This window comes from Micromonospora narathiwatensis, assembly GCF_900089605.1.
GTDB lineage: Bacteria > Actinomycetota > Actinomycetes > Mycobacteriales > Micromonosporaceae > Micromonospora > Micromonospora narathiwatensis.
The window spans coordinates 6,370,443-6,386,922 of the sequence record NZ_LT594324.1 but is presented as its reverse complement, the minus strand read 5'-3'; the positions used below and the strand labels follow the sequence as shown (position 1 = coordinate 6,386,922).

Annotated in this window: 15 protein-coding genes, 1 tRNA gene and 1 other RNA gene; 7 read left to right on the top strand and 10 right to left on the bottom strand. The window is 73.3% G+C overall.

All coding sequences use genetic code 11. The features are described from left to right. Positions 1-85: 85 nt before the first annotated feature. The 4 genes from GA0070621_RS28290 to GA0070621_RS28275 form a co-directional block, all read right to left on the bottom strand. A complete protein-coding gene (locus GA0070621_RS28290; protein WP_091202947.1) occupies positions 86-736 on the bottom strand; it encodes a response regulator in 651 nt (216 codons plus the stop codon). Then, positions 733-2,082 carry a sensor histidine kinase gene (locus GA0070621_RS28285; RefSeq protein WP_091201442.1) on the bottom strand — a complete coding sequence of 450 codons (1,350 nt, stop codon included), beginning with the start codon at positions 2,080-2,082 and terminating at the stop codon, positions 733-735. The genes GA0070621_RS28290 and GA0070621_RS28285 overlap by 4 nt, the downstream gene beginning before the upstream one ends. Positions 2,083-2,145: 63 nt before the next feature. Beyond that, entirely contained in the window at positions 2,146-2,643 is a 498-nt protein-coding gene (locus GA0070621_RS28280; RefSeq protein ID WP_091201441.1) for a hemerythrin domain-containing protein, read from the bottom strand. A 7-nt stretch (positions 2,644-2,650) separates the two neighbouring features. Then, positions 2,651-3,619 carry an aldo/keto reductase gene (locus GA0070621_RS28275; protein WP_091201439.1) on the bottom strand — a complete coding sequence of 323 codons (969 nt, stop codon included), beginning with the start codon at positions 3,617-3,619 and terminating at the stop codon, positions 2,651-2,653. A gap of 66 nt (positions 3,620-3,685) precedes the next feature. Between GA0070621_RS28275 and GA0070621_RS28270 the strand changes: the two genes are divergently transcribed. The 5 genes from GA0070621_RS28270 to GA0070621_RS28250 all read left to right on the top strand — a co-directional run bounded on the left by GA0070621_RS28270 (position 3,686) and on the right by GA0070621_RS28250 (position 10,102). Continuing rightward, on the top strand, positions 3,686-4,153 hold the full coding sequence (locus tag GA0070621_RS28270; protein ID WP_231920977.1) for a GNAT family N-acetyltransferase: 468 nt from the start codon (positions 3,686-3,688) through the stop codon (positions 4,151-4,153). A 5-nt stretch (positions 4,154-4,158) separates the two neighbouring features. After that, a complete protein-coding gene (gene mgrA / locus GA0070621_RS28265) occupies positions 4,159-5,154 on the top strand; it encodes an L-glyceraldehyde 3-phosphate reductase (protein ID WP_269455360.1) in 996 nt (331 codons plus the stop codon). 252 nt (positions 5,155-5,406) lie between these two features. Continuing rightward, on the top strand, positions 5,407-7,695 hold the full coding sequence (locus GA0070621_RS28260; protein ID WP_167667543.1) for a DUF4153 domain-containing protein: 2,289 nt from the start codon (positions 5,407-5,409) through the stop codon (positions 7,693-7,695). A 337-nt stretch (positions 7,696-8,032) separates the two neighbouring features. Continuing rightward, positions 8,033-8,536 carry a hypothetical protein gene (locus GA0070621_RS28255; protein ID WP_167667542.1) on the top strand — a complete coding sequence of 168 codons (504 nt, stop codon included), beginning with the start codon at positions 8,033-8,035 and terminating at the stop codon, positions 8,534-8,536. A 165-nt stretch (positions 8,537-8,701) separates the two neighbouring features. After that, positions 8,702-10,102, top strand: coding sequence for an MFS transporter (locus GA0070621_RS28250; protein ID WP_091201435.1), 1,401 nt, complete (start codon positions 8,702-8,704; stop codon positions 10,100-10,102). 3 nt (positions 10,103-10,105) lie between these two features. On the opposite strand, the gene GA0070621_RS28245 is transcribed toward GA0070621_RS28250, so the two are convergent. Together GA0070621_RS28245 and GA0070621_RS28240 are read right to left on the bottom strand one after the other, a co-directional pair. After that, a tRNA-Ala gene (locus tag GA0070621_RS28245) sits at positions 10,106-10,178 on the bottom strand. A gap of 84 nt (positions 10,179-10,262) precedes the next feature. Continuing rightward, on the bottom strand, positions 10,263-10,853 hold the full coding sequence (locus tag GA0070621_RS28240; RefSeq protein ID WP_091202941.1) for a YqgE/AlgH family protein: 591 nt from the start codon (positions 10,851-10,853) through the stop codon (positions 10,263-10,265). 155 nt (positions 10,854-11,008) lie between these two features. On the opposite strand from GA0070621_RS28240, the gene GA0070621_RS28235 reads away from it, so the two are divergent. Next, the gene (locus GA0070621_RS28235; protein ID WP_091201433.1) at positions 11,009-11,812 is read left to right on the top strand and encodes an S-methyl-5'-thioadenosine phosphorylase; all 804 of its coding nucleotides are present in this window, start codon (positions 11,009-11,011) and stop codon (positions 11,810-11,812) included. A 139-nt stretch (positions 11,813-11,951) separates the two neighbouring features. After that, the gene (mdlC, locus tag GA0070621_RS28230; protein WP_091201431.1) at positions 11,952-13,547 is read left to right on the top strand and encodes a benzoylformate decarboxylase; all 1,596 of its coding nucleotides are present in this window, start codon (positions 11,952-11,954) and stop codon (positions 13,545-13,547) included. On the opposite strand, the gene GA0070621_RS28225 is transcribed toward mdlC, so the two are convergent. The 4 genes from GA0070621_RS28225 to ssrA all read right to left on the bottom strand — a co-directional run bounded on the left by GA0070621_RS28225 (position 13,519) and on the right by ssrA (position 16,394). Further along, positions 13,519-14,541 (bottom strand): hypothetical protein, encoded by a 1,023-nt coding sequence (locus tag GA0070621_RS28225; protein WP_091201429.1) that lies wholly within the window; start codon positions 14,539-14,541, stop codon positions 13,519-13,521. The genes mdlC and GA0070621_RS28225 overlap by 29 nt on opposite strands. 40 nt (positions 14,542-14,581) lie before the next feature. After that, positions 14,582-15,052 (bottom strand): hypothetical protein, encoded by a 471-nt coding sequence (locus GA0070621_RS28220; protein WP_091201427.1) that lies wholly within the window; start codon positions 15,050-15,052, stop codon positions 14,582-14,584. Between the two features lie 128 nt (positions 15,053-15,180). Then, positions 15,181-15,840, bottom strand: a complete 660-nt coding sequence (locus GA0070621_RS28215; RefSeq protein WP_157740080.1) for a hypothetical protein — start codon at positions 15,838-15,840, stop codon at positions 15,181-15,183. 178 nt (positions 15,841-16,018) lie between these two features. After that, positions 16,019-16,394, bottom strand: a transfer-messenger RNA (tmRNA) gene (gene ssrA, locus GA0070621_RS28210). Between the last annotated feature and the right edge of the window lie 86 nt (positions 16,395-16,480).

Below are 16,480 nucleotides of genomic sequence, written 5' to 3'. Positions count from 1 at the left end.
TGCCCCCTCGCCCGTCTTCGCAACCGCACGGGGACGCCACCGGGCCCCGGCGCCGGAGGCCGGGCCAGGGCCGCCGGGCGGCCGGTCAGCCGCTCGGCACCACGAACCCGGACTCGTACGCGGCGATCACCGCCTGGGTCCGGTCCCGTACGCCGAGCTTGGCCAGCACGTTCCCGACGTGCGTCTTCACCGTCTCCGCCCCGACGACCAGCTGCCCGGCGATCTCGGTGTTGGACAGCCCGGTGGCCATCAGCCGCAGCACCTCGGCCTCCCGCTCGGTGAGCCGCGCCGAGCGCAGCCCGTCCCCGCCCCGGCCCCCGTACGCCCCGACGAGCTGCCGGATCGCCGCCGGGAAGAGCAGCGACTCGCCGGCCGCCACCACCCGGATCGCCTCCACCACCTCGCTCGGGCGGGCCCGTTTCAGCAGGAAGCCGCTGGCCCCGGCGCGCAACGCGTCGTAGACGTACTCGTCGTTGGCGAACGTGGTGATCACCAGGACCCGGGGCGGGTCGGCGCGGGCGGCGAGCAGCCGCCGGGTGGCCTGAATGCCGTCGATGGCGGGCATCCGGACGTCCATCAGCACCACCCGGGGACGCAGCTTCGCCACCAGCGGCGGCACCTCCGCCCCGTCCGCCGCCTCGCCGACGACCCGCAGGTCCGGCTGGGCGTCGACGATCGCCCGCAGCCCCACCCGGATCAGCTCGTCGTCGTCGACGATCAGCACGTCGATGCTCACCCGGTCTCCCCCCTCGGCACCGGCAGCGACGCCCGGACCCGCCACCGCTCACCGTCCGGGCCGGCGGTGAGCCACCCACCGAGCAGCAGCACCCGCTCCCGCATGCCGTCCAGCCCACGTCCGCCGCGCCCCGGCCCGGTCGCGCCGCGCAGGCCGTTGACCAGCTCGATCTCCAACTCGGGACAGCTCTCGCCCGGCTGGCGGCCCTGCTCCGGCCGCCGCGCCGCCAGGCGGCGCTCCGGACCGGGTGCGGGCCGGTCCGGCGCCGCGCCAGGACACGCCTTTCCGGGTACGTCCACCCGCAGCGTCACCGGGCCACGGCCGTGCCGGGCCGCGTTCGTCAGCCCCTCCTGCACGATCCGGTAGCCCTCCCGGGACACCGTCGCGGGCAGCTCCCCGACCGCCCCGCTGACCCGCAACTCCACCACCAGGCCGGCGGCCCGGGCGTCGGCGACCAGCCGGTCCAGTCGGACCAGCGTCGGCTGCGGGACGGTGGGGGCCGACGTACGGCCCGGCTCGGTCTCCCGCAGCAGCCCCAGCACGTGGTCCAGGTCGTCCATCGCGTGCCGGCTGGTCTCCTCGATCGCCTGCAGCGCGCGCCGGGTGAACTCCGGGTCGACGTCGAGCAGCTCGCGGGCGGCGCCGGCCTGCAGGGTGGCCACCGTCAACGCGTGCCCGACCGAGTCGTGCAGCTCGCGGGCCAGCCGGTTCCGCTCGGCCAGCCGGGCGGCACGGGCCTCCAGCGCGGCGATCCGCTCGGCCTGCGAGGGGCCGAGCAGCACCGGCGCCATCGACGCGGCCAACGCCCCCAGCCCGGCCACCGCGTACCCGAGCCCGACCAGCACCGCCACCCCGGTCAGCGTCGCCCCGAGCGGGTTCCCGATCAGCGGCCCGAACCCGTTGCCGTGGTTCGCAGCCGGATCGAGGCCGACCGGTCCGGCCAGGAAGACGAGCGCCATCGGGAGGGCGCTGATCGCCGCGAACAGCACCAGACCGCCGGTGAGCAGGTGCAGGGCGATCCAGAGCGCGGCGCGCAGCCGGGTCTCCCGGTCGATGCGGTGACCCGCCGCCGGCTCGGGCAGGTCGACCGCGAGCAGGGCCCGCGCGGCGGCGATCTCCAGGGCCCGGCTGCCCGAGAGGAACACCGGCACCGCCGCGATCACCACGGCCACCAGCAGCAGCCCGAAGACCACCGCCCGGGGTACGTCGTCGATGGCCAGCACCTGGGCGAAGGCCGCCGCGAGCAGCGCGTACGGCAGCGCGAGCACCCCGCCGAGCAGCAGGAACACCGCCCGCCGCCAGGTGCTCGCGCGCACCAGCGGCCGTAGCACCCCCCGGACCGTCACCGCCCCATCATCGCGCGGCCGGCCACCCCGCCGGCTCCCCCACCACGGGGAGATCGTCGTGGCTCAGCGGTGTTCCTGCACGTACCGTTCGGGATCCTTGTCCCGGAACAGCAGGTTGCGGCCGTTCTTGTGTTCGCCGTAGAACTTCAGCCAGCGCGCCCCCAGTTGCGCGCGCAGCTCGACGTCGGCGTGCCGGCGGAAGTCCGGCAGCGCGTCGTCCTCCTCCTCGGCCAGGTGTTCGCTGTTCTCCCGGCGGGCCTGCCACACCGCCGCCCACCAGGCGTCCGAGCCGACCTCGTGGCGCTTCGACTCGGCGATCGCGTCGCGGATCTTGTTGTGGTCGCCGATGGCGTCGACGGTCTCGTCCGGGCCGTCGTCGCCGTGCCGCACCAGATGCGGGTAGAGGATCGCCTCCTCCGCCTCGGCGTGGATGTCCAGGTGCAGGGCGAGCGCCTCCCAGATGGCGAGCATCTCGGTCGGGTCGCGGGCGTCGTCGAGCCGGGCGAAACCCCGCCGGAAGGCGGCGTGGTCGTCGAGGATCAGCGCGGTGATGTCGTCCATGACCGGGTCACCGCCGGGTCCGGGCGCGGATCAGCCCGGGTACGGCGGCCACCCCGGTGACCGGCCGGAACTGGCGGGCGGTGGTGGCCAGTGCGGCGTACTCGCCGTCGGTCAGGTCGATCTCGGCGGCAGCGGCGTTACGCTCCATCTGCTCCACCCCGGACGCGCCGGGAATGGCCACCACGTTCGGGTGGCGCAGCAGGTACGCCAGCGCGATCTGGCTGGGGGTGGCGTCGTGCGCGGCGGCCACCTCGCGCAGGGTGGCGATCAGCGCGGCACCGCGTTCCAGGTTCTCCGGCAGGAAGTACGGGTTGGCCCGGCGCACCGCCCCGCTCGGCGGATGCTTCGCGTCGTACCGGCCGGCGAGGAAGCCCTGTGCGAGCGGGCTGTACGCGATGACGACCCGGCCGGCCTGCTCCGCGTACGGGATCAGGTCCTCCTCGGGGCCGCGGTCGATCATGCTGTAGCGGACCTGGTTGCTCAGCACCCGGCGACCCAGCACCGCCTCGGCCGCCTGCCAGCGGCGCAGGCTGTAGTTGCTGACCCCGACCTCGCCGACCAGCCCGACGTCCTGCAGGGCGCGCATACCCCGCATGGTGGTGGTGTCGGCGACCACCGGGTTGGGCTGGTGCACCTGGTAGAGGTCGATGCTGGTGACGCCGAGGCGGGTGGCGGAGGCGACCGCGCGCTGCTGCACCACCGGGGCGACCGGCAGCACCGGAAGAATCTTGGTGGCCACCACGACCTTGGCCCGGTCCCCGCCCAGGGCCGCGCCGAGGATGCGCTCGCTGCGGCCGAAGCCGTAGATCTCGGCGGTGTCGAAGAGGGTGACGCCCAGGTCGAGCGCCCGCCGGACGATGTCCACCGCCCGGCGCTCGTACTCGGCGCCGTAACCCCACTCCTTCGACCCGAACTGCCAGGTGCCGAGGCCGATCTTGGAGATGGGTTTGGGAGTGTCGAGCCGCACGACGCGCATGGCCTCGAAGCTACCCGCCGTGACGGCCCCGGCACGCCCGTTCCGGCGTCCCGGCACAATGGCCGGGTGGATCTCCTCATCCGCCCCGCCCGCCCCGACGAGGCGGCCGACCTGACCGAGCTGGCCATGCGCTCCAAGGGCCACTGGGGATACGACGCCGAGTTCCTGGCCCGCTGCCGTACGGAGTTGACGCTGGCCCCGGCGGACATGACGTCCCGCCAGGTGGCGGTGGCCGAGCGGGGTGGCCGGGTCGTCGGCCTGCTGGTGCTCGCCGGCGCCCCGCCCGAGTTGGCGCTGGACATGCTCTTCGTGGACCCGCCGGCGATCGGCACCGGCGTCGGCCGGGTGCTGTACGGGCACGCCGTGGCCACGGCCCGCGCCGCCGGTGCCCGTACCCTGTGGATCGACGCGGACCCGGGCGCGGAACCCTTCTACCGGCACGTCGGCGCGGTCCCCGCCGGCACCTCCGTCTCACCCTCCACCGGCCGTACCCTCCCCCGCCTCCGCCACGACCTCGCCGTGACCCCCGACTAGGGTCGGTGATCGTGACCTACCTCGCCGCTGATCAGCGTTACGACTCGATGACCTACCGGCGCAGCGGGCGGAGCGGCCTGCGCCTGCCCGCCATCTCGCTCGGGCTGTGGCACAACTTCGGGCCGGACCGGCCCTACGAACGGCAGCGGGACATCGTCCGGCGCGCCTTCGACCTCGGGATCACCCACTTCGACCTGGCCAACAACTACGGCCCGCCACCGGGCACGGCGGAAGAGAGCTTCGGCCGGCTGCTCGCCACCGACCTGAAGCCGTACCGGGACGAGCTGGTCATCTCCAGCAAGGCCGGCTACCTCATGTGGCCCGGCCCGTACGGCGAGTGGGGCTCCCGCAAGTACCTGATCTCGTCGCTGGACCAGTCGCTGCGCCGGATGGGGCTCGACTACGTCGACATCTTCTACTCGCACCGGTTCGACCCGGACACGCCGCTGGAGGAGACGATGGGCGCGCTGGACGCCATCGTCCGCTCCGGCAGGGCGCTGTACGTCGGCATCTCCAACTACAACTCCGAGCAGACCGCCCGGGCCGCGGCGATCCTGCGCGACCTGGGTACGCCGCTGTTGATCAACCAGCCGTCGTACTCGATGTTGAACCGCTGGACCGAGGCCGACGGGCTGCTGGACACGCTGGAGCAGGTCGGCGCCGGCTGCATCGCCTACAGCCCCCTGGCCCAGGGTCTGCTCACCGACCGTTACGCGAACGGGATCCCGACGGACTCCCGGGTACGCACCAGCGTCTTCCTCAACGAGAGCGACCTCACCGAGGAGCGGATGGCCACCATCCGGGACCTCGGCGCGATCGCCGCGCGGCGCGGCCAGTCGCTGGCCCAGCTCGCGCTGGCCTGGGCGCTGCGCGACCCGCGGCTGACCAGCCTGATCATCGGGGCGAGCAGCGTGAGCCAGTTGGAGGGGAACGTGGCGGCCCTGGACCGCCTCGACTTCACCGCCGAGGAACTCGCCGAGATCGACCGCCACCTGGGCTGACCCGCGACCCCGCTCCGGCCTGGGCGGGCCGGGCCGGAGCAGGTCACGGGCCGGGGCGGGTCACGGGCGGAACGCGCACATCACCGGGCCGGCCCGGGTCTGCTGACCGAACGGTCCGCCGGGGGGCTCGCGGGGCAACGCCGGATCGGGCTTGGCCCTACAGTGACGGCACCCTGTGTGATCAAGGAGCGTGCCGTGTCCGAAACGCCATCGGCGCCTGATTCTTCCCGGACCACCCCGGCGTCCGGGTCCGTGGGCGGTGACGTCCCGTCCGACGTCACGCCGTACCTGCTCGTCATGCCCACCGTGGACGGAGCGCCACCTGGCATGGTCTGGCCCGGCCAGGAGGGCCAGCCCGCCTGGGCGATCCCGGTGACCGTGCCGCCCGGCACCCGCGGCTACGCGGTGTTCGTGCCGCTGCTGCCGGCGGCCGGGGACCAGCCGGTCGCCGTCCCCGGGCAGCCCGCCGCCCCCCGGATCATGGTGCCCGCGCCGGGCGTTCCCGCCCAGGCGAGCCCGCCGGCCGTCGAGGGCACGGGTGACGCTCCGACACCGGCCGGCACCGAAAACGGGCCGACGTCGAGCCCTACCGGCGCCACACCGGCCCCGCGCCCGACCGGCACCGCACCGGCGTCGGACGCGACCGCCGCCGAGGCCGGCGCTGCTGCGCCGGCAACCCAGGCGGGCGCTGCGGACACCCCACCCGCAGGTCCGGCCCCGGCCGCCGCGGCAACCGGCGCAACGACGACCGACGCAGCGGCGAGCGAGGAGACGCCGGACGGGGAGACGGCGGACGGCCGCGGCGCGGCCGGCGGGACGGCGGCCGACGAGAAGGCAGTCGACGGACCGGCCACCGCAGGCACCCCGGCAGCCGGCACGACGCCGTCGCCGACCCCCGCCATCCCGCCCACCGCCCCGCAGACCGTTGCCAGGCCGGCGCCGGCCCCACCCCCGGGCTATCCACCGCCGTACGTCGTGACACAGCCTGTGCTGCACCCCGGGGGCGGCTGGGCGCCCCGCCCACCGACGCCCCGGACCTCGTTCCTCAACGCACGCTGGCCCGGGCCGAAGCAGGGCACCGGGCGTGCGGTACCGCTCGCGGTCCTGGCCGGTGCGCTCGGCACCGCGTTCTTCGTACCGTTGAACCGGGTCGGCATCGGCTGGGTCCTCGGCTGGCTCACCCTGACCCTCGGCGTGCTGCTGGCGGTACGGCAGCGCACCGCCGACCTGCCCCGCACCGAACGCCTGATCCGCGGGGGCTGGGCGGCGGCGGCCCTGGCCCTGCTCGCCGTCCTCGCCTTCCGTAACGCATGGTGGCTGGTGACGTTCTGTGTGCTCGGCGCGCTGGGCTGCGCGACCCTGGCCATCATCGGCGGCCGGTTGATCCGCTCGATTCTGTTCGGCCTGGCCGCGACGCCGTTCGCGGCGCTCCGCGGCCTGCCCTGGGTACGCCGGCACATCACCGCCTCCCCCGACGCCGGGATGGTCCGCCGGGTCGCCGGCTCGGTGATCGCCACCGTGCTGGTGCTGGTGGTCTTCGGCCCCCTGCTCGCCTCGGCCGACGCGGCCTTCTCCGAGGTGCTCGCCGCGATCGTCCCCGAGATCAACATCGGCACGGTGTTCCGCTGGATCTTCCTGGCCGCCGTCGGCGGACTGATCGCCGTCGCGGCGGTCTACACCCTGGCCGCCCCGCCCGACCTGTCGACGGTGGACAAGCCGAGCAGCCGCCGCCTCGGCCTGCTGGAGTGGGCCCCTGCCATCGGGGCGCTGACGCTGCTCTTCGCCGGATTCGTCGCGGTGCAGTTCACCGTGCTCTTCGGCGGCGACCGGCACGTCCAGAAGGTCGCCGGGCTGAGCTACTCCGAGTACGCCCGCAGCGGCTTCTGGGAGTTGCTCTTCGTCACCCTGCTCACGCTGGCCGTGCTCGGTGGGGTCAGTCGCCTGGCCAGCCGGGAACAGCCGGTCGAGCGTACCGTGCTGCGGATCCTGCTCGGCCTGCTCAGCGCGCTCAGCGTGGTGATCGTGGTGTCGGCGCTGTCGCGGATGTGGACGTACCAGAAGGTCTACAGCTTCACCGGCGAGCGGATCTTCGTGATGGCGTTCGAGCTGCTGCTCGGGGTGATCTTCCTGATGATCCTGGCGGCGGGTGTCCGGTGGCGCGGCGGCTGGATCCCCGGCACGACCGTCGCCCTGGCCGTGGCGATGCTGCTCGGCCTGGCGGTGCTCAACCCCGAGGACTACGCCGCGCGGCGCAACGTCCTCCGGTACGAGCAGACCGGCAAGATCGACGCGTGGTACCTGCGGGCCCTCTCCGCGGACGCCACCCCCGCGCTGACGAAGCTCCCCGATCCGGTACGCCGCTGCACGCTGAGCTGGATCGCCGACGATCTCGACGAGTCCGACCCCTGGTACGCCTGGAACCTGGGCCGGTACCGGGCCCGGCAGGAACTGGACCGGCTCGGCCCGAACGCGGTCGGCGGGCCGAAGGACTGCCGCAAGGCCGACCAGTTCGACCTGCCCAAGACCCGCCGTACCCGGTGACGCGCCGCCGTGCCGCGCGGCCCTGACCCCGTCGCGCGGCACGGCGAGACCGGGCTCGAGCCGCCGCTGATCCGCTAATTCACATTGTTGTCCATCGATGCACCAACCGTCGCAAACGCGCCCGGAACAGCCCTAGTGTCAGGCCCATACAATGCCGACACGCATGGCATTTGCCATACAGCTGACCGACCACACCCTGGCCAGGGCGCACCAAAAGTAGGTCGCTACATGCACGAACACGCAATCATCTAGTCACGGCGATCAATGCGTGATAGAAATTGCCAAGGCCGGCCTCCGCTTCGCAAATATTCACCCAGCACGCGAATCAGGAGACGCCATGTCAACGACCCGTAACACCCTGCGCCGCCGCATGCTCACCCTGCTCCTCGCGGGCGTCGCGGCGGTCGTCACCGCCCTCGGCTTCAGCACCCCCGCCTTCGCGGTCACCCACGCCAGCGCCACCACCCAGCTGCGCAACGCGGGCATCGGCTGGGTTTCCAGCGGCAACTGCAGCGACCGCAACAACCCGACGTGCACCTCGTTCGAGGGCATCCGGCAGTCGACGATCGACGGCATCATCACCTTCAAGCGGGCCAACGGCTGCGCCATCACCATCACCGGCGGCACCGAGACCGGGCACGCCGGCGGGACATACAGCCACTGGAACGGCTACAAGCTCGACATCGCCAAGACAACCTGCGTCTACAACTGGATCAACAGCGCGTACACCTACGTGGGCTACATATCCGGCTGGGGTTACCAGTGGCGGGCCCCGTCGGGCAACCTCTACACCGACGAGGGCAACCACTGGGACATCCTCTACTACACCTGCGGCTGCTGACGCCTGAACCACAGGTAGCGATCCGAGCGCATCGGCAGACGACACGCCCTGGTGGGGCCGGTTCCCACCAGGGCGCGTCGCGCGGCTTAGCACCGTAAACCCCGCCAGTCACCCCATACCCACAAACATGCGTACAAAAGCGTCCGCCTCGGTAGCGTCCGGCCTATGACCGAGCCGCGCCGGACCGGCACGCCCGACGCAGGTCCGCACCGGCCGTCACGTTCCGGCGTCGACCCGAAATGGTGGACCCTCACGGCCGTCTGCCTGGGCACCTTCATGCTTCTGATCGACCTCACGATCGTGAACGTCGCACTGCCGGACATCCAGGCGTCACTGGGTGCGTCCCTCTCCGACATACAGTGGGTCGTCGACGCCTACGCGCTGACCCTCGCCGCGCTCCTGCTGACCGCGGGATCGCTCGCCGACCTCTACGGCCGCCGCCGTCTCTACCTGATCGGCGTGATCGTCTTCACCGGGGCATCAGCGCTGTGCGGCGTCGCCCAGTCCTCGCTCGCGCTCGAACTGTCCCGCGGCCTCCAGGGCGTCGGCGGGGCGATCATGTTCTCCGTCTCGCTGGCTCTGGTGGCCAACGCGTTCCGCGGTGCGGAACGCGGGTTGGCATTCGGCGTCTGGGGTGCCCTGGCCGGGGTCGCCGCAGCCGTCGGGCCCATCATCGGCGGCGTCCTGGTTTCGGGCCTGTCCTGGCGGTGGATCTTCTTCGTCAACGTGCCCGTCGGTGTCATCGCGTTGGTCCTGACCATGCTGCGGGTCGTCGAGTCCCGCGACGAGCAGGCCAGGCGCCCGGACTGGCTGGGCTTCGTGTTGTTCTCCGGGGCACTGGCCAGCCTGATCTACGCGCTCATCGAATCCGGGCGCAGCAGCTTCACGGCCACACCGGTCCTCGCCTGCTTCGCCGCCGCCGCGGTGCTGCTCATCGCCTTCGTGCTGGTCGAGATCCGAAGTCGGCACCCGATGTTCGACCTGCGCCTGTTCCGGGTGCCCACCTTCGTCGGCGGCGACATCGCCGCGTTCGGCCTCTCCTTCAGCATCTTCGCCATGCTGCTCTACGTGGTCCTCTACCTGCAGAACGTGCTCGACTACAGCGCACTGCAGACCGGCGTGCGGCTGCTCGTCCTCTCCGTCGGCGTCCTGGTCGCCAGCGGCGTGGCGGGACGGCTGAGCGAGAAGGTGCCGGTCCGCGCCCTCATCGGTCCAGGGCTCGTCCTGGTCGGCATCGGGTTGCTGCTCATGCGCGGCCTGACCGCTGCCTCGTCGTGGACCCACCTGATTCCGGGGCTGATCGTGGCCGGCGTGGGCGTCGGTCTCGTCAACCCACCCCTGGCCTCCACCGCGGTCGGGGTCGTGGAGCCACGGCGCTCGGGGATGGCCTCGGGCATCAACCTGACGTTCCGGCAGGTCGGCCTCGCCACCGGCGTCGCGCTGCTGGGCAGCTCGAAGGACTTTCGTCTCGCCTCCGCAGGGGTGACCCGGGCCGAACGACGGCATGAAACACCCGGGAAACGACGAAGGGCGCTCGTCACTCGCGACGAACGCCCTGGTCGTTAAGGGTGGAGCCGAGGGGACTCGAACCCCTGACCCCCACACTGCCAGTGTGGTGCGCTACCAGCTGCGCCACGGCCCCTTGCTGTCGTCCCCGGTCGCCCGGGCACGCAGAGAACTATACACACGCCGGCCGGCATGGTCATATCGCGGGGGTGCCCCCGGATCAGTTCAGCGCCACGTCCGGTGGGAAGTGGGCGACCGCCGCCATCATGCCGCCCTGTCGCCGCAGCACCATCGGCCAGAGGTCGTCCGGCCGGTCGACGAAGGCGTCCCCCGGGAGGGCGTCGAGGACGAACCAGGACGCCTCCTCGATCTCCTGCTCCAACTGCCCGGCGCCCCAGCCCGAGTAGCCGGCGAAGACCCGGATCCCGCCGATGGCGTCGCGCAGCCGCTCCGGGTCGACGGAGAGGTCGACCGTGCCCACCGCGCCGGAGACCCGGTGGAAGCCCTTCACCGGCTTGACCGGGTGGCGCATCCGGGCCAGGCAGATGGCCGCGTCGGGTTGCACGGGGCCGCCCTCGAAGAGCACCGCGGGGTCCCGGGCCAGGTCGCTCCAGTCGCCGAGGACGTCCGCGACCGGCACCTCGGTGGCCCGGTTCAGCACCACGCCGAGCGCGCCGCCGGGCTCGTGGGCGACCAGCAGCACGACGGTACGGTCGAAGTTCGGGTCCTTCAGCGCCGGAGTCGCCACCAGCAGCCGCCCGGTCATCGACTCCATGGCTCGGCCACCGATCGCCTGTCCCTCACCCTGCATGTCCGACACCCGTCAGCCGTACGCCGGTGCGGCGGATCCGACGCCGTGGAACAGCCGCGCTGTCAACGCCATGCCACGCACCATAGCCTGCGGTCGGCCCGCTGGCTAAGGTCTGAGCGGCAGGTGATCGCTACCGGAACGAGGGAGGACCGGGGATGGGTCCCACGGCGGAACTGGCCGTGATCGGCGGGTCGGGTCTGTACGCCCTGCTCGACGGCGCCACCGAGCACGTGCTGGAAACGCCGTACGGGTCGCCGTCGGACGCGGTGACGATCGCCGAGGTGGGCGGCCGGCGGGTGGCGTTCCTGCCCCGGCACGGACGCGACCACCGCTACCCGCCGCACCTGATCCCGTACCGGGCGAACCTGTGGGCGCTGCGCTCCCTCGGCGTACGCCAGGTGCTCGCCCCGTGCGCGGTGGGCGGGCTGCGGCCCGAGCTGGGACCGGGCACGTTCGTGCTGCCGGACCAGCTCATCGACCGCACCAGCGGGCGCGCCCAGACCTACTACGACCGGGGCGCGGTGCACGTCCCGTTCGCCGATCCGTACTGCCCGACGGGGCGGCGGACGGTGCTCGACACGGCGGCCGGGCGTGGCGTGCCGGCGGTGGACGGCGGAACGGTGGTGGTGGTGGAGGGACCCCGCTTCTCCACCCGGGCCGAGTCGCGCTGGTTCACCTCGATCGGCGGCACGGTGGTCAACATGACCGGCCACCCGGAGGCGGTGCTCGCCCGCGAGCTGGCCCTCTGCTACACCTCGATCGCGCTGGTCACCGACTTGGACGCGGGCGTCGAGGCGGGCGAGTCGGTCACCCAGGAGGAGGTCTTCCGGGTCTTCGCGGAGAACACCGACCGGCTGCGTGGGGTGCTGCTGGACGCGGTGGCCGCGCTGCCGGCCGAACGGACCTGCCCGTGCCGGCACGCGCTCGACGGGATCAGGTTGCCCTTCCCACTGCCCTGACCGCCATCCACTTCCGTGGTACCACCTACTACCACGAACCCGGCAAGCCCCCGAAAAGTCAGCCGATGCCCGATACATTCGGCTTGCCGGAGAGCTGATCACCGTCTCCGGCCTGGGCGACGACGGAGGCAGCTCGGCGATGGCGACGGTTCGCGACACGACGTACGACCTGCTCCGCGACCTGGGCCTGACCACCGTCTTCGGCAACCCCGGCTCCACCGAGGAGCCCTTCCTGCGGGACTTCCCGGCCGACTTCCGCTACGTGCACGCGCTGCAGGAGGCGTCGGCGATGAGCATGGCCGACGGGTACGCCCAGGCCACCGGCCGCCCCGCGCACGTCAACCTGCACACCGCCCCGGGCACCGGCAACGGCATGGGAAACCTGGTCACCGCCTGGCACAACAAGACTCCGCTGATCGTCAGCGCCGGCCAGCAGACCCGGCACATGCTGCTACTGGAGCCCCGGCTGGCCAGCCGCCGGGCGGCCGAGCTGACCCAGCCGTACGTCAAGTGGGCCTACGAGCCGGCCCGCGCCCAGGACATCCCGGCCGCCGTCATGCGGGCGTACGCCACCGCGGTGCAGCCACCGGCCGGGCCGGTCTTCCTCTCCCTGCCGATGGACGACTGGGACCAGCCAGCCGACCCGCCCCCGCAGGTACGCACCGTGGCCACCCGCTTCGCTCCCGACCCGGACCGGCTGCGCGACTTCGCCGCCATCCTGGCCGCCAGCCGCGCCCCGGCGCTGGTGCTCGGCGCGGCGGTGGACCGGGCCGACGCCTGGCCGGCCGCCGTGGCGCTGGCCGAGCGGCTGGCCGCCCCGGTCTGGTCCGCGCCGGCACCGGAACGGTCCGTCTTCCCCGAGGACCATCCGCAGTTCCGGGGCGTCCTGCCGTACGCGATCGGTCCGCTGGCCGAGGCGCTGCGCGGGCACGACACGGTGCTGGTGGTCGGCGCCCCAGTGTTCCGCTACTACCCACACGTGCCGGGCGACTACCTGCCGCCCGAGGCGCGGCTCCTGCACGTCACCGACGACCCGGAGGAGGCGGCCCGCGCCCCGGTCGGGGAGAGCCTGCTCGGCGATCCGGGGCTGGCGCTGGCCGACCTGCTGGAGCTGCTGCCGCCGGCGGACCGGCCGGCGCCGCCCGCCCGGCCGGCGCCGGAGCCCCCCGCGACGACCACCCCACCGAGCGCCGACGCGCTCTTCGCCGCGCTCGCCGGGCACTGGCCGGCCGACGGGGTGCTGGTGCAGGAGTCACCGTCCAACCTGGCCGCGCTGCGCCGCCGGCTGCGGATGAGCCGGCCACACTCGTACTTCACCATGGCCAGCGGCGGTCTCGGCTTCGGCCTGCCGGCGGCGGTCGGGATCGCCCTCGCCGAGCGGGACACCGGGCGCGGCCGGCCGGTGGTGGCGGTGATCGGCGACGGCTCACTGCACTACTCGGTGCAGGCGCTGTGGACCGCCGCGCAGTTGCGCCTGCCGCTCGCCGTCGTGGTGCCGGTCAACCAGCAGTACGCGATCCTCAAGGCGTTCGCCGAGCTGAAGCACACGCCCGGGGTGCCCGCGCTGGACCTGCCCGGCCTGGACGTGGCCGCGATCGCGCGCGGCTACGGCTGCGCGGCGGAGGTGGTGGAGTCGCTGGACGGCCTCGGTGCCGCGCTCGACACCGCGCTGGCCGCGGACCGGCCGACCGTGCTGCCGGTGCCGATCAGCACGGAGGTGCCGGGCATCCTGTAGGCCCCTGGCGCGGTTCCAGCCGGACCGGGCCGCCGCCGCCCACGTCCAGCACCACCCGGTCGCCGAGCGGGGCCCGCAGCGTGACACTCGTCGGCTTCAGCACCAGTTGCATCGTGCACGGGCCGGTGGAGCGGATCACCCCGCCCCCGAGCACCACCACGTCGTCGCGTTCCAGCACCAGCGGGGTCAGACCGGTGTCGCACGCGCCCAGCCCGACCCGGTAGTCGAGCCGGGCGCCGTCCACGGCGTCGAGGCCCGCCACGGTGACCACCTCGTCCGGCACCTGCCGTGTCGGCGCCACGCCCTCCGGTACGGCGCCCACCGCCCGCGACGCGACCGCGAGCCGGGCCACCGGTGCCCGCAGCTCCGCCACGGTGAAGAGCCAGGCCGGCACCGAGGCGACGCCCCGGCTGGTCCGTACGGACGCGCGGCCGAGCTTCATCCCGGTGACGGTCAGCGGAGCGCAGGGGGTGTTCACCCGGTCTCCGACCCAGCCGTCCGGGCCCGGCTCGATCGTCGGCCCGCCGCCCGGCTTCCGGGGCGGTGCGGCGGGCGGCTCGACCAGCCGCTCGTCGCAGGGCTGCGGGTTCCCCTGGTGAATCTGGGCGTACGCCTCGGCGGCGCTGACCAGCGGCACCCGCAGCGTGCCGTCGGGGAACCGGATGGTCCCGTCGGCCGGGGTGGCCCTCGGCAGCTCGATCCGCGCCCGGTACCAGCCGGAGCCGAAGGCCACCTTGGTCTCGTCGGTGAAGCCCGGATCGCCGATCAGCACGGTGGCGTCCTGCATCGGCACGTAGCCGCCGCGCCACGCCTCGCTGGGCCGCCACGCGTCGGCGACCTCCCCGGCCCGCTGGTAGAACGCCTCCCAACGGTGGTCCACTCCGGAGGGCGGCGGCGCGACCGACGGACCCACCCGGGTCGGATCCGATCCCGCCCGGGCACAGCCGGCGGCGGCCAGGAGGGGCAGGCAGAGCAGGGCGATCGAGCGACGCATGTCGGTTCTGACGCCGTACCGGCCGCGCTGGTTCCCGGCGTCAGTCCTCCCCGCCCAGGTCGGCCTGGTACGCCTCCCAGAGCAGGTCGGCGCCACGCTGCCGGTGCCGGTCGAGCGCCTCCAGCAGCCGCCCCACCCGGTCCCGCAACTCCTCGGCCGGCACGGCGGGCAACGCGACCACCCGTTGCAGGGCGGCGATCGCCGCGACGATGGCGGTGTGCTCGCCGGTCAGCAGCCGCACCCCGCGATCCAGCCGGGGCGCCTCGTGGAGCAGCGCGGCGTAGAGGCCGGTGGGGCCCTCGGTGACCCGGACGTGTTCGGCGAAGCCCTGCCCGACCGGGCCGAGGTGGAGGATCAGCCGCTCCCGCCAGCGCGGCTCGCCGGCCGGCGCGGCGAGCGCCCGGGCGAGGGCGTGCACCTCGCCGAGGAAACTGGGCCGGGCCTGACGCGCGGCGGGCGGGCGGGCCGTCGCGGCGACGGTGGACGGCTGCTGGATCGGACCGGTGACCATGGGCACCTCCCGCGCTGCTGCGCTACCGCGTACCGCGATGGTGGACCCGTACGGACGGGGCTGTCCAGGCCCCGCGGACGCCTCATTCGCCCCATCCGTCCCATCGGCCCCAGGGATCCCAGCGGCCCCTACCGGCCCAGCGGCTGCTCCGCCATGGCGCGCAGTTGGCCGGCGAGGAGATGCGCGTCGGCGTCCCGGCCGCTGTTCGGGCGGCCCGCGGTCATCGCGTCGGCGAGCGCCCGCAGCTCGTACGGCGGCAGGGTGGCCAGCCCCATGCCCCGCAACGGAATGGTGACCCGGCGGCCGGTGTCCCGGTCGCGGGCGACCACCGTCGGCACCGGCGCCACCGCGTCCCGGCCGGCCTGGTAGGCGACGGTCCCGCCGTGGACCTCGGCGGTGGCCAGGTCCACGGTGCGGGTGCCGAACGCGCCGCGTACGGAGGCCCGGGTGTCGTCCAGCCAGGCGGCGGTACGCAGCACCCGCAGCAACAGATAGAGCCCGAGCAGGACGACCGGCAGGCCGCACAGCCCGACGAGCCGGAACGCGGCCGGCACGGTGGCGTCGTCGTGCAGGTCCGGCGGGAGCATGCCGGGCGGCAGGTCCCGCGCGTCGTCGTACGACGGGAAGGGATCGCCGTAGCCGGTCAGCCGGGTCAGCAGGCTGCCGGCCAGCATCGGCAGCAGCACGAAGATCGCCCCGAAACCGGTGAACACGACGCCCACCACCGCCGCGAAGGCCCGCTGGCCGGGTCCGGCCCCCACGGAGAGTGGAATCCTCTCGTTCGTCACAGGGCGCAGCCTAGATCCGTCCCGGGCGGCAGCCCAGACCCGCAGGGTGCCCACGCCCCGGGCCGGTCCCCGACGGCTCCCCGCGACCGGCCGGGGACCTCGGCCACGGGCACGAAAGTCGGGCTGGAAGTCGGGCATGAAAAGGCCCTGAGAGTGTCGGACACTCTCAGGGCCTCAACGGTGGAGGTGCCGGGAATCGAACCCGGGTCCTTCGCCGCCTTGTCAGGGCTTCTCCGAGCGCAGCTCGCTGTGCCTCTACTCGACCCCTCCGATCACGCGAGCGAGTCGGTGTGACGGGCCCAGTCGCTGATTGATCTCGCCGCACGGACCCCGCGACCGGGTCCGATTGGCCAGCCTCCTAGCTGATGCCGGCTAGCTGGGTCGAAGGCGATCCCAGGCCGACAGACTTGCTACTCGCCTCAGGCGGCGAGAGCGAAGTCAGCGCGATTGCTCTTGGCGCTTATTGTTTTCCGACGAACGATTCTCGAGACGACGTCGGCTTCCTCGGCTCGCTTCCCCTGCCGCAACGTACGAAGTCGAAACCAGTCACCCCCTCGACGGCTGCCCCTGTCGGCAGCACCACCAAGCCTAACGCCTGGCGCAACCGGATTCATTCCGAGGTCGACCGAAGCCCGGCACC